Here is a 12,803-nt window from a genome sequence, read left to right on the forward strand (position 1 = left end):
TTCATGGGAGAACACCATGTCCAAGCGATCCTGGCTGCTGATGCTGCCCCTGGCCCTGCTGCTGGGCTGCCAATCCGACACTCAGCCCACCGAGACCAAGGTGGGCGCCGATCGGGATGCCCATGGCTGCATCCCCTCGGCCGGCTACCTCTGGTGTGAGCTGCAGCAGCAATGCGTCCGCCCCTGGGAGCTGACCAAGACCGATGATGACCTCACTCCGGAGCAAAACTTTGAGGCCCAGTGTCAGCCACACTAAGCCGCGCGCCTAAACGCAACAGGGCCAGCATCATCGCTGGCCCTGGGTTTTTCTGGCGCGACCTTAGCCGGCGTAGGCGTAGCAGCGCTTGAGCTCGGTGAAGTCGTAGAAGAAGCTGCCGGCGCTGACCGGCTCGCAGCCTTCTTTGAAGGCCACCTCCTTCTCGTTGTAGAGCATCTTCACCAGCACCTGCTTATCGGCGTTCTCGTAGACGTCCCACTGGATGTTGGCCGCGTAGGGGGAGACCCAGCCACCGCGCCACTCGTTGTTCTCCTGGGTCATCAGGGTGCCCACCTCGGCGCCCTGGCGGCTGCCTTCCAGCTGCATCAGGGCCACCAGGGGGATGATGGTCTCGGCGTGGGCGAAGCGCAGCTTGGCCACCCGGGCCCCTTCGCCCTCCACCACCTGGGTCTGCACCTCGTTGAACAGGCCATCCAGCAGCGCCTGGGCGATGTCGTAGGTGACAGTGCTGCCGGCGAAGCTCGGGCCCTTCTCGTAGAAGTCTTCGGCATCGGACAGATAGGAGAACCAGGCGGACTCCTCGGGAGTCAGGTACTGCTCCAGGTTCCAGGCCTCGCCTTCGGCCTCGGCCTCCCGCACCATGCCGGGGCCTATGATGAAGAGGTTGTAGAGCATCAGGGCCGCATCCACCTCGTCGTGGACATAGGTCTTGCCGCCGTCCTCCGGGTTCACCGCCACGAACTCCACACCATTGGCCAGATAGTCGACAAACGCCTTGGAGTAGATGCGCTCAAGCATCTGCCGCGCCATTACCTTGGTCTGGGGCAGGGCCTTCAGGGCCTCCAGAGCCTCGGTCAGCTCGGGCGCCGGATCCACGCCGTTGTCCTCGTCGCCGATGAAGGTCTGATAGGCCTCGAAGGCCGGCAGATACTGGGCGTAGTCGCCCTTGGGCTCGGTCTTGTGGAAGTAGAGTTCGTACTTGTTGGCCAGGGCCTTGGTGATCTCGGAGGGGTCGTCCTGGGTCACGTAGCAGCTGTCGCTGTCGCTCACGTAATCCACCTTGGCGGCCAGGCTCTGCATGAAGTAGTAGGCGCTCTCGTTGGCGCGGTCCTTGCCGGAGGTCTCCACCTTGATGCAGTGGCTGCCGCTGTTCTCCAGCAGGCCGGGCAGGCGATCCGCCAGGCGGGTGGCCAGGTTGGCGTGTTCTTCCTTGCCCAGCTGGCTCAGCAGGCCATAGCCCAGAGCCTCGTTGGCGGCGGTCACCAGATCCACCTTGTGACCCAGGGTCTGGCCCAGTTCGGTGAGGGCACCCTGGGCGGCGGCGGCTTCCCACACCAGCTTGGTCAGCACGTCATACTTGGGGCTGGAGAGGGCGCGGGAGCCGTGCCGGGCCACCAGCTCGGTATAGACAGGTTCAAACCCCGCCGGCGCCGCCTGGTAGGTGGCCGCCTCCTGCTGCGGGCTGTAGACGGCCTTGGTGCTGTACTGGTACTCGGTGATGGTGCTGTCGCTGCTGGTGCTGTCGTCGGAAGAGTTGCAGCCAGCCAGCAGGGCCAGAGTCACGGCGGCGGACAGGGTGGTGATGCGGTTCATGGTCATCCTTGCACTCGTGTTCAATGAAAGTCGGGCGCAGGTTAAGCCAGCTAAATGACAGGCAAGTGTCAGCCAGATGACATCTTGCACAGCCGTGCAAGGGGCGACACGCTCAGGGGGTGGCGGCCGCCTCCTCCCCCAGCCAGGCCAGGAAGGCCCGCACCCGCGGCAGCTCGCCGAACTCCTTGCGGGTCACCAGGTGATAGCCCAACCCCTGGTCATAGGCGGTGTCGAACGGGAAGACCAGCTCCCCCCGCGCCACCAGCTCCCGGGCCAGCTGGTAGCGGCCCATGGCCACCCCCAGACCGCTGCGGGCGCCTATGATGGCGGCATCATAGTGGGTGAAGCTGTAGTGCTGGCGGGCCAGATCCGCCGGCAGGCCGGCGGCGGCCAGCCAGCCGCGCCACTCGCTGCGGGGGTCGCTCTGACGGATGGACTCCACGTCGTGCAGCAGCAGGCAGTCCGCCAGACGAGTGGGATCCGTCAGCAACCCCATATGCCGGGCATAGGCCGGGCTGCACACCGGCATCAGCACCTCGTCCAGCAGCCGCTGGCTGTCCAGCCCCGGATAGTGGCCGTCACCGTAATCGATCCACAGATCCGCTGGATGCAGGGCGAAGTCCACCCGGCTGCCCTTGGATCTCAGGTGCAGGCTCAGCTCGGGATGGCGCTGGTAGAAGCGGCGCAGGCGGGGCACCAGCCAGTGCTGGGCGAAGGTGGGGGTGCTGCCCACCTCCAGGCTGCCCCGTAGGGCCTGATGGCGGATGTCGTCAATCTCGTGGCAGACGGCGGCGAAGTGGCGGCTGACCTGGCGATAGAGTCGCTCCCCCTCCGCCGTCAGGGCGATGCGCCGGGTCTGCCGCACGAACAGCTGAAAGCCCAGCTCCTGCTCCAGCTTGCGGATGCGGTGGGACAAGGCGCTCTGGGTCAGGTGCAGCGCCTCCGCCGCCTCCTTGAAGCTCAGGCAGCCGGCGATCTGGGCGAACACCTGCAGGCTGGTAAAGTTGGCGAAGGTCATGCCGGGCCTCATGGTTGAATTTTTCTCAAGCATGAGGCCGGAAAGGTCATTTGTTAAGCCAAATCTGGCGCTTCATGCTGTGGATGTCGCAAACAAATTCATCCATCGCAGGAGCACCTCATGCAACGCTATCACCTGACCATCGCCGGCGGCGGCGCCACCTACACCCCGGGCATCGTCAACTCCATCCTCAACGCCAGCGACGTGCTGCCCCTGCGCAAGCTGGTGCTGCTGGATACCGACGCCGAGCGGGTCGCCACCATGGGCGGCTTCATCCGCCTGCTGCTGAAAGAGAAGGCCCCGACGGTGGAGCTGCTGGTAACCACGGATCGCCGACAAGCCTTCACCGGCATGGACTTCCTGTTCGCCCAGATCCGCTCCGGCGGCCTGCCGATGCGGGCGCTGGACGAGCAGATCCCCCTGCGCCACGGCGTGGTGGGCCAAGAGACCTGCGGCCCCGGCGGCTTCGCCTTCGCCCTGCGCTCCATCCCCGACATGCTGGCCATCGGTGAGGACGTGCGCCGCTACGCCCCCAACGCCTGGATCCTCAACTACTCCAATCCCGCCGCCATCCTGGCCGACGCCTGGCATAAGCGCTTCCCCGAGCTCAAAAGCCTGTTCATCTGCGACATGCCCATCGTCATCGAGCTGCTGGTGGCCGCCACCCTGGGCCAGCGCCACGGCGAGCTGGCCTTCGAGTATGTAGGGCTCAACCACTTCGGCTGGTGGCGCCATATCTGGGATCCCCAGGGCCAGGATCTGCTGCCCCAGCTGCGGGCGCACCTGCTCTCCGATAAGCCCCTGACCCTGTTTGAAGACGAGCACGTCAACGCCGACTGGATCCCCACCTTCGAGCGGTTGCGCAAGAGCATGGGCCTGTTCCCCGAGTTCCTGTCCAACACCTACCTGCAGTACTACCTGTTCGGCGAGGAGATGGTGGGCCACGAAGACCCCCACTACACCCGGGCCAACCGGGTGATGGACACCCGGGAGAAGGAGGTATTTGCCGAGTGCCGCCGCTGCATCGCCGCCGGCAGCGTCGCCGACAGCTTCCTCAGCGCCGGGGTGCATGGCGACTTCATCGTCGATCACGCCCGGGCCATCCTCACCAACCGGCCCTTCCGCACCACGGTCAACGTGCCCAACCGCGGCCTGGTGGCGGGCCTGCCGGAGGATGCCATCGTCGAGGTACACGGTCAGGTGACGGCCCACGGCGTGGAAGCCTTCGGCGTCGGCCCCCTGCCCCACTTCCAGCGGGCCCTGATGGTGCAGCAGAACGCCTATGAACAGCTCACCGTGGAGGCGGCGCTGGAAGGCTCCTACGCCAAGGCCCTGCAGGCCCTGACCCTCAACCGCACCGTGCCCTCCGCCGATGTGGCCAAGGCACTGCTGGACGATCTGCTGGAGGCCAACCGGGACTACTGGCCGCCGCTGCGCTGAGGTGGGCGCGGCGCTAAGGCGGGCTCGGCGCAGTGGCGGCCGGCCAGATCGGCTTGGCTTCCACTAATGCCCGATGGCCTGGGCCGTTCCGCCCTTTGTCAGCAATGGCTCCTTTAGCAACACCCGCTGCACGGGGGCGTGCCAAGGGGGCTAGTGCCGCCCCCTTGGCGAACCCGGCACTCCCCGCTGTCCGGGCCTGCGGCTTCCCTCGTCGTTCACGCCGGGCTTGGGGAACGTCATCAACACGCATCCATGCGTGATGATGACTGGCTCGGCATCCCAGCCTCGCCTCCCCGCCCGCCGCTTCCTCCTCGGCCAGACAGAGGGGAGACGGATCCCGTTAGCCAGCGCCAAAGATGCCGCCAATCAATCGGATTGCTCAAGTCCAGGAACAAGCGGGTTTATACCTCAGGTCTGATGACGCCGTGTCCAGATAAGGGCGTCTACTCGCCACCTCCGCACCCCTTGGCCGCTCCGGCAGTGGCGGCTAGTATGGTGACTCACTCATAGCCACTCGGAGCCGCCATGACCCACGCCGATACCTTCCGCCGTTACCTCCAGCTGTATGCCGCCCGGGATCTGGACGCCATCGCCGACCTGTTTGCCGACCAGATACGGCTGCGGGACTGGAAGATTTCCGTGGCGGGCAAGGCCGCGGCGCTGGCCGAGACCCGCCACAACTTCGAGCGCGTCGACAGCCTGCAGATCGAGGTGCTGAGCCTGTTCGAAGCGGCCGATGGCGTGGCCGGCGAGCTGCGCATCCTGATCGATGGCCGGGATGAACTCCATGTGCTGGATGTGCTGCGCTTCGATGCCGACGGCAAGATAGCTGAGATCCACGCCTACGTCGGTCGCGGTGACTGAGGCCAGCTAGCGGTAGAAGAGGCTGGGGGGCACCCCCAGCTCGCGCTTGAACATGGCGCTGAAGGCGCTGGGGCTGGCGTAGCCCAGGGCCAGGGCCACCTCCAGCACCGACTGGCCGAGGGCCAGCCGTTCACAGGCCTGCCGCAACCGCGCCTGGCGGCGCCACTGGCCCACCGACAGGCCGGTCTCGGCGGCGAAACGCCGCTGCAGGGTGCGCACGTCCATGGCCAGCAGGCGGGCCCACTCCTTGAGCGGGCGGGGATCATCCGGCTGCTGGCGCAAGGCCTGACACAGGCGCTGCAAGGGCGGCGAGCTGGCATCGGGCAGGGAGAGGGCCAGGCTGGGCATACGCTGGATTTCGTCCAGCAGCAGCTGCACCAGGCGGCCATCGCGACCGGCCTCGTCGTAATCCAGCGGCAAACTGATGGCGGCCAGGATCAGCTCCCGCAACAGGGGCGACACCCCCACCACGCAGCACTCCTCCGGCAGGCCGGCCAGCAACTCAGGCCGGATATAGACGGTGCGCATCTGCACCTCCCCCAGCATGCGGGTGCTGTGCCAGACCCCGATGGGCACCCAGATGGCCCGGGTGGGCGGCACTATCCAGTGGCCCTGATCGCTCTCCACCAGCATGACCCCCTTCACCGCGTAGAGCAGCTGAGCGGTGGGATGCCGGTGCCAGGGCGATTCGGTGCCCGGCGCTCGGTCGAAGGCGCGGGCCACCAGGGGGGCCAGACCGGCGTCCTGGCGATGCTCTATGCCAGAGGGCAGCATAAGTTGTCCTTTTCGCGACGATACTTGACACATGGTAGCACGAAGGTCAGCGACAACACTGATAACATGAGCCTGGTCACCGTTTATCCCGAGGTATCCATGTCATCCACCCTTGCCGCCACCGCGGCGTCCCAAGGCGACACCCGCTACAAGGTGCTCGGCGCCATCAGCGTCTCCCACTTCCTCAACGATCTGCTGCAGTCGCTGATCATCGCCCTCTATCCGCTGTTCAAGAGCAACTACGAGCTCAGCTTCACCCAGATCGGCCTGCTGAGCCTGACCTACCAGATCACCGCCTCCTTGCTGCAGCCTGTGGTGGGCTTCTACACCGACAAGCGGCCCCAGCCCTACTCCCTGGTGCTGGGCATGGGCTGTACCCTGAGCGGCCTGCTGCTGCTGGCCAATGCCGCCAGCTTCCCCCTGCTGCTGCTGGGGGCCATGGTGGTGGGGCTGGGTTCCTCCATCTTCCACCCTGAGTCCTCCCGGGTGGCGCGCATGGCCTCCGGCGGTCGCCACGGCCTGGCCCAGTCCATCTTCCAGGTGGGCGGTAACGGCGGCACCGCCCTGGGACCCCTGCTGGCGGCCCTCATCATCATCCCCCACGGTCAGGGCAGCCTGGCCTGGTTCGCCGTGCTGGCCCTGCTGGCCATGGCGGTGCTGCTCAAGGTGGGTCAGTGGTACCGCCTGCAACAGCGCCGGCAGGCGGGCCGCCCCAAGCCCCAGGGCCCGGCCCTCTCCCGCCGCCGCATCGCCGTCACCCTGGGGGTGCTGCTGCTGCTCATCACCTCCAAGTACTTCTACCTGGCGAGCCTGACCAACTACTACACCTTCTACCTGATGGATCACTTCGGTCTGGGGATGCAGGCGGCCCAGTACCACCTGTTCATCTTCCTGTTCGCCGTGGCCGCCGGCACAGTGCTGGGCGGGCCCATCGGCGACCGCATCGGCCGCAAGCAGGTGATCTGGTTCTCCATCCTGGGGGTGGCGCCCTTCACCCTGATACTGCCCCACGTGGGGCTGACCGCCACCACGGCGCTGTCGTTCGTCATCGGCTTCATCCTGGCGTCGGCCTTCTCGGCCATCATAGTCTACGCCCAGGAGCTGCTGCCGGGCCGGGTGGGCACCATCGCCGGCCTGTTCTTCGGCTTTGCCTTCGGCATGGCCGGGGTGGGCGCCGCCGTGCTGGGGCACCTGGCCGACAGCCACGGCATCGAGTATGTCTACCGCTTGTGTGCCTACCTGCCGCTGATGGGGGTGATTACCGTCTTGCTGCCGAACCTGCACACGCCGCGCCAGCGCTAATCGAGCCGCGTTGACTCCCTCCCCTGCCAAGGGGAGGGTTGGGGTGGGGTCGCTTTGGAGTGGCTCAACGCCGTTAATGTGATTCATCCAGCACTGTTTTGCCCGTTACGCCCTGATCGCGCATCGAGCCTTTCTTTAACTCCGCTGGCGCGGGGGCGCCAAGGGGCGGTCATGCCACCGCCCCTTAACCCCGGGCACTCCCCGCTGTCTGGGCCTGCGGCTTCCCTCGTCGTTCACGCCGGGCTTGGGGAACGTCATCAACGTCCGCTGCGCCCTCCCTGGCTGCGCATTCCACTCGGGCTATCCCTGCCCTCGCGCCAAACCGGGCCGGGATACTCAATCCCGTCCCTTTCCGGTTTGGCCCCAGCGTGATGATGACTGGCTCGGCATCCCAGCCTCGCCTCCCCGCCCGCCGCGTCCTCCTCGGCCAGACAGAGGGGAGCCCGCTCCCGTTAGCCAGCCCGTGCCAGATGGCAGGTTTCAGGGCCTCACCGGCAACCCAGCGGTTAGAAAAATGCACCCGGGTGTCGAACAAGACGCCGAGATGGCAAAAGCGGAACGGACTAACCCATTCCAAACAGTCTGTTTGACAGATGCCCAAATGTGACCTACGCGAATGTCAAAGCACGCAAAGGACGGTTAGGATAGGACTCAAAATAGGTAGGGACACCGGCAGCAGGTTGGGGGCTGAAGACCCAGGGGCGGTAGCCTGGGTGTTAGGCCAAAGACCAAGCCCAATCCAAGCGCTGATCCACAGTGCAAATGATCAAGAACAACACGATCAGGTCCCACCGCGGGATAGGTGGCCAATTTGCCGCCTAGCCACACAGGGCAAGCAAGGGGCATGTTTTTTGCTGCCCGGACAATGGGTTGCAAGGCACACCCGCGTTGCATCACGGAACTAGGCGGCATGTGCCCCGTGGATAGGTGGCAAAATGCCGCTTAATAAACTGTTCGGCCTATTCCAGCAAAGGAGCACTTAATTGATCGAGAAGGTTAGTCACGTAAAGAATCCTCTTACGGTCATAGCCATATTTGCCGGTCTCGCTGAGGTTAGTGGCACCGTGGTTCTGCCGTTTCTGGAAAAGGATACTCAGCAGACCTACGTCTGGTTTCTCATGGCATTTCCGTGCCTCTTGGTACTGCTGTTCTTCATAACGCTCCTCGTAAAACATTACGTGCTCTATGCGCCGTCTGACTTCAGAGACGACAAGCTCTTTGCTGATCTATTCGTTCGAGGTTCTGGCGCTGTCCGTGTCCAAAAACTGGAAGAGGAAATTGCGGCCGAAGCCGTATCCGAAGCATCACCTCAGCAAGACACACCCGAAACTATCTTGGCCAAGGATGTCCTTAAACGTGATGTCCGTGCTACAGCTCTGCTAGCCGAAGAATTGGTATTGGCAAAATTGAGCAAAGATCTTGGTGTGCAGTTTGATCGAAACGTAACGCCTCGTGGTCAGCCCAATATCATGTTCGATGCTGTCGCAATAGCTCCCGGTAGAACCTTGGCAATTGAAGTCAAATTCACTCGTCAAGGCATGTACCCACGCGAGTTTCTGGCCCGGACTTTTGATCGTGTGCAGTCTTTCATCGCAACACTCCCGGAGGAGCTTCGTCGCAACTTTCAGTTTGTATTCGCAGTTGCTGCCGATACGGAGGTTCCTGAACGCCTAGACATGCTCAAGTCGCGCATCACGCGAGTTGCAGCCGATTACCCATTCAACACTCGAGTAGAGATATATAACTTCTCCGAGCTAGAGAAAGAGTTCAATGTCAAATAGGCCGAATCCATCATTCCACCGGACCTGCGCGAAAAGCCGCGCAGGCCGGTGAATTCAGACGTTACAAGCCACGAGTAAAAAATGAAATATTGCATTCAAATACTTGCTCTGGGAAAGCATCCTGAGATAGAACTATCAGAGAATGATTTTCAAGAATTAAAGAGCGCAAGAGAAAAGCTATCTGCGAGCTTAGGGATCACTGAGAAATTTGAGCTAATGCTGCAGAATTTTATCGAACTAGAAAAAGAATTACTTATTAACTCAGCCGATTTAATTGTGTCTCCATTTAGTCATTATTCACAAGCCTTTGATTCAAAGCTTACTCTAAATAGACGGATCGTAAACCTATTAACGTCAACAAAGATTTACGTCGATCAAGCAACTAAGCACATTCGACCTTTCTTTGAAGACAAAGGTGAAGTAAAAAAAGAAGTAAAGTCATATTTCTGTGAAGAACACGATAATTCCGAACATTACCGTTTTATGGAAGCTCTACGCAACCATGTTCAGCATGATGGTTTAGCCGTCCATAATTTATCTTATCCATATAGATGGATAGGTGAAGAACCAAACAAACTAATGGAGTGCAGAACTGAAATATTCTCCAGAAAAGATCTCCTTGAGGAAGATAAGGATTTCAAACGAGCAGTTCTTTCTGAAATGGATGAAAAAGTAGATATTAATGTCTCTGCAAGAGAATATGTAGGGTGTTTAAAGCGCATTCATTTAAAACTACAAGACCTCATAGGTAATCAGACAACTCAAGCCCGAGAGCTGTTTGAGAAATATATAAGCGAGTATGAGCATATTAATAATGGGCAAGTTATTGGCTTGTATGCCCTATCAAAAGAAGAAGGTGAGCCAATCGATAAGATTGTTGATAAATTCAGCATATTACTTGATTGGGATGATATTCGCGTAAAGCTTAATAACAAACATAAATCTCTGGGTAAAATAGAAAAGATGTTTGTCTCAGGTGCGCTTATAACAAGTAAATCCAGGTGATGCCTGCGGCGCACCTGATTTAGGCGTTAGCCAGCAATCTGGAAAATAGGAAGAATTAATGCAAACTACGTATGAGCAAGCGGAAATTAAAGTTCTTGAATATGTCGAAGGCGAAACTGTTAACGCTTTTGAATTGGGTTATTTCCTGTATTTTTTTAGGTCTGCATATGTTGCATGCGTAAACGCCACACGAGATAAAGAGATTGACCTAAACGAGTTAGGTAATATCACCAAGGAAGAATTAAAAGTAATATTGGACGATAAAGCATCAAATTTATGGATGGTAGATTTAGAGCAAGAGTTGGATTTAGAGTTCATTGAAATATCTAAAAACAGTCCTTTAAAATTTGTAGCGAAAACAGCAGGTGGCTGTCTCGTAGCTTTAACCCTTGCAGTTATTCTCTCCGGTGGAAAGGCAAATGTTTACGCTGGGGAATTCGAGGGCCGTAGGGGCGATTAGCGCAGCGTAATCGCCCAAACCAATAAGATCCCAGGCCAAACCGGATAAAATAAAACCCAAAGCTCACCCACTGAGATGTCAATCTGCTGGGCTTATTGCCATCGCCGACTTAATGATTGCTTTGCACATTATTAAATATGGGGCAGGCCTGCGGTAAACGTTGGGCTTCGCAGGCTCAGCCCAACCTACGCACTCGTTAGGAACAATTCATCAACCAACACCCAAACCACATCTAAAGGAGCACTTTGTGGTAGACGAAAATCAATCATCAAATGACAAAACAAACGAAGAGAAAGATTCCGTGAAAACAAATAAAAGGGGTGGTTTCTTCTCCTCTTTTATGACATTTTCAATATGGCTTGTAATTGGCTCAACCTTGTTATGGAATTGGGATGGATTCTGGCAAACAGATATAAAATTTCTGAACGAAACTCAGAAAGGCTTTTTTCCTTCTAAATATAGTGAAGAACAGTTGAAGGTTTCCAGGATTTCCAGGAACAACAAACTAATTGATGATATTAATGACCGTTTGGAAAGGGCAGAGAAGCGCTCTGAAAGTGAGGTTGTTAAAGCGTTACAAGAAAGAGACATTGCACTTTCTGAACTTGATAAAGCAAAGACAGAGCTCAACAGTTACCTTGAAAGAGAAAATACAAAATGCAGGTATTACGACTCTGCGCTTAGAATGATCGATCATCTTACCAAAAAATATTCTGAGGATGAGCTTGGACGGGTTTTGAGCTGCACTAGCTTTGAGTGTGAAAAAATTCTTTACTATCGAAAAGAAGCAACAGCAATCTGCAATTGATCGCCAAACAAGCGCATTGTGGTGGGACTGATAAAGGACCGTAGGGGCGATTAGCGCAGCGTAATCGCCCACATAGAAAACAAACCAAGCACCTGAGAATCATGGACAATAAGTTAATCAACCATTTAAGATCATTTAACTCAAAAGAGCGGTTTTATCTGATTGGCGAAATATTAGGAAACCCCTCGTTCAAATTGTCTGCCACTTTTTGCAATAAGTTATCATAACAAATAGGGGTAACTGTTCCACAAAATTCATTTGCCGCGCTTGATTACCATCTGGACTGGTTGTATGCGAGCTTGATTCTAGCTCAAGAAGAAGATGTCAGCACTGTTCATTTGAATAATAATGATATTATCAAGGGTCACCAAGAAGATATGGACTTCATTATCGCCTTTGAAAAGGACGGTGTGACACATATTGTTCTTATAGAGGCGAAAGGAGTTACAAGTTGGGGAAATAAACAGATGAACTCAAAAGTCAGCCGCCTAAAGCTAATATTTGAAGATAACCACTGCCACAACGTCAAACCACACTTGGTTTTTCTCTCACCAAGCAAACCCCAAAAACTAGAAATGCAGACTTGGTCGGCCTGGATGAAGAAAGACGGCTCAGATAATGACTTTAAATTTATCCCGCTATCGCTACCTTGCGGACTAATGTTTGTCACTCGACATAAAGAACCGGATTCGAATGGGAAAGAGATAACCAAATGGACAACAAAAGCCCGACGGTACGTATGCAAAAACAGCTAAATTCAGTCTTGCACTTAGATTAAGGATGCATCGTGACGCCAATTGAATTGTTAAGCCTGCTTGATAAAGACAATGTAATCATCCAACTCGTATTACCTGCCATAGTAATAATCTGGTTGATGATACAAGCGTTCAGCTGGCTTAAAATTGGCGAGATGCTCAGCCTCTATGAGCGAGTAAAGCGCTGGCGGCTACAACAGATCGAATCATATCTTGCTAATCCATCAAGCGATAAGACGTTACACGCCACCCTTTCAGATGTTCGCGATGCCATCTATTTTAAGACGGCCACCGAAATCTATGCTGAGGGTGAGCGTCGAGCCGCGCTATTGCGGCTTTTTCAAAACTTGGGTGGTTGTATCGCATGGGAACATATTCGTCGTTCACTTTATTATGCCGAGTTTGAGAGAAATGAATACATTTACAAACCCTTCACCAAGGTTAACTGGGCTGGATACGTCTTTCATTACTCTATGGCCTTCGTTTCAATAGGCTTCTCATTCTTCATAATGATATTTATCGCGATACTATTCGCCACAGGGTATCGCGACTATGGCGAACTATTGCAACTTGCTGCCCAGATGCTACTGGCATTTCTATCTGGCCTGAGTTACCTCGCCAATAACTGGGGTTTTAATGCAGCTAAGCGCATAAAGAAAGAACTAGAACTCCGAGGCATAAATGCATCAGGCATAAAAAATGACTCCCCATCCCAAAGCCCGTAGAGCAGTTAACGGGATCCACCGTCCCCCTGTTTGACCAAATAGGCGAGGCAGGATGCCGAGC

Annotated in this window: 13 protein-coding genes; 10 read left to right on the forward strand and 3 right to left on the reverse strand. The window is 57.2% G+C overall.

Features of this window, described 5'->3' with window-relative positions:
- Positions 1-16: 16 nt before the first annotated feature.
- Positions 17-256 carry a hypothetical protein gene (locus tag ABD847_RS03225; protein ID WP_345009982.1) on the forward strand — a complete coding sequence of 80 codons (240 nt, stop codon included), beginning with the start codon at positions 17-19 and terminating at the stop codon, positions 254-256.
- 63 nt (positions 257-319) lie between these two features.
- Here the strand turns inward: ABD847_RS03225 and ABD847_RS03230 are convergent, their stop codons facing one another.
- Together ABD847_RS03230 and ABD847_RS03235 are read right to left on the reverse strand one after the other, a co-directional pair.
- Positions 320-1,810, reverse strand: a complete 1,491-nt coding sequence (locus ABD847_RS03230; protein ID WP_425568368.1) for a histidine-type phosphatase — start codon at positions 1,808-1,810, stop codon at positions 320-322.
- Positions 1,811-1,922: 112 nt separating this feature from the next.
- Complete coding sequence (locus ABD847_RS03235; protein WP_345009986.1) at positions 1,923-2,828, reverse strand: LysR substrate-binding domain-containing protein; 906 nt, start codon at positions 2,826-2,828, stop codon at positions 1,923-1,925.
- A gap of 120 nt (positions 2,829-2,948) precedes the next feature.
- On the opposite strand from ABD847_RS03235, the gene ABD847_RS03240 reads away from it, so the two are divergent.
- A complete protein-coding gene (locus ABD847_RS03240) occupies positions 2,949-4,268 on the forward strand; it encodes a family 4 glycosyl hydrolase (protein WP_345009988.1) in 1,320 nt (439 codons plus the stop codon).
- A 525-nt stretch (positions 4,269-4,793) separates the two neighbouring features.
- Complete coding sequence (locus ABD847_RS03245) at positions 4,794-5,132, forward strand: nuclear transport factor 2 family protein (RefSeq protein WP_345009990.1); 339 nt, start codon at positions 4,794-4,796, stop codon at positions 5,130-5,132.
- A 6-nt stretch (positions 5,133-5,138) separates the two neighbouring features.
- Here ABD847_RS03245 and ABD847_RS03250 read toward each other — a convergent pair whose 3' ends face one another.
- Complete coding sequence (locus ABD847_RS03250) at positions 5,139-5,906, reverse strand: AraC family transcriptional regulator (protein WP_345009992.1); 768 nt, start codon at positions 5,904-5,906, stop codon at positions 5,139-5,141.
- A 99-nt stretch (positions 5,907-6,005) separates the two neighbouring features.
- On the opposite strand from ABD847_RS03250, the gene ABD847_RS03255 reads away from it, so the two are divergent.
- The 7 genes from ABD847_RS03255 to ABD847_RS03285 all read left to right on the forward strand — a co-directional run bounded on the left by ABD847_RS03255 (position 6,006) and on the right by ABD847_RS03285 (position 12,742).
- Entirely contained in the window at positions 6,006-7,208 is a 1,203-nt protein-coding gene (locus ABD847_RS03255) for an MFS transporter (protein WP_345009994.1), read from the forward strand.
- Positions 7,209-8,191: 983 nt separating this feature from the next.
- The gene (locus ABD847_RS03260) at positions 8,192-8,989 is read left to right on the forward strand and encodes a hypothetical protein (protein ID WP_345009996.1); all 798 of its coding nucleotides are present in this window, start codon (positions 8,192-8,194) and stop codon (positions 8,987-8,989) included.
- 81 nt (positions 8,990-9,070) lie between these two features.
- Positions 9,071-9,994, forward strand: a complete 924-nt coding sequence (locus tag ABD847_RS03265; RefSeq protein ID WP_345009998.1) for a hypothetical protein — start codon at positions 9,071-9,073, stop codon at positions 9,992-9,994.
- 58 nt (positions 9,995-10,052) lie between these two features.
- The gene (locus ABD847_RS03270) at positions 10,053-10,454 is read left to right on the forward strand and encodes a hypothetical protein (protein WP_345010001.1); all 402 of its coding nucleotides are present in this window, start codon (positions 10,053-10,055) and stop codon (positions 10,452-10,454) included.
- A 247-nt stretch (positions 10,455-10,701) separates the two neighbouring features.
- The gene (locus ABD847_RS03275; RefSeq protein WP_345010003.1) at positions 10,702-11,262 is read left to right on the forward strand and encodes a hypothetical protein; all 561 of its coding nucleotides are present in this window, start codon (positions 10,702-10,704) and stop codon (positions 11,260-11,262) included.
- 299 nt (positions 11,263-11,561) lie between these two features.
- The gene (locus tag ABD847_RS03280) at positions 11,562-12,017 is read left to right on the forward strand and encodes a hypothetical protein (RefSeq protein WP_345010005.1); all 456 of its coding nucleotides are present in this window, start codon (positions 11,562-11,564) and stop codon (positions 12,015-12,017) included.
- A gap of 32 nt (positions 12,018-12,049) precedes the next feature.
- A complete protein-coding gene (locus ABD847_RS03285) occupies positions 12,050-12,742 on the forward strand; it encodes a hypothetical protein (RefSeq protein WP_345010007.1) in 693 nt (230 codons plus the stop codon).
- The last annotated feature ends 61 nt before the right edge of the window (positions 12,743-12,803 follow it).

The organism is Pseudaeromonas paramecii (genome assembly GCF_039540575.1).
GTDB classification, from domain to species: Bacteria; Pseudomonadota; Gammaproteobacteria; order Enterobacterales; family Aeromonadaceae; genus Pseudaeromonas; species Pseudaeromonas paramecii.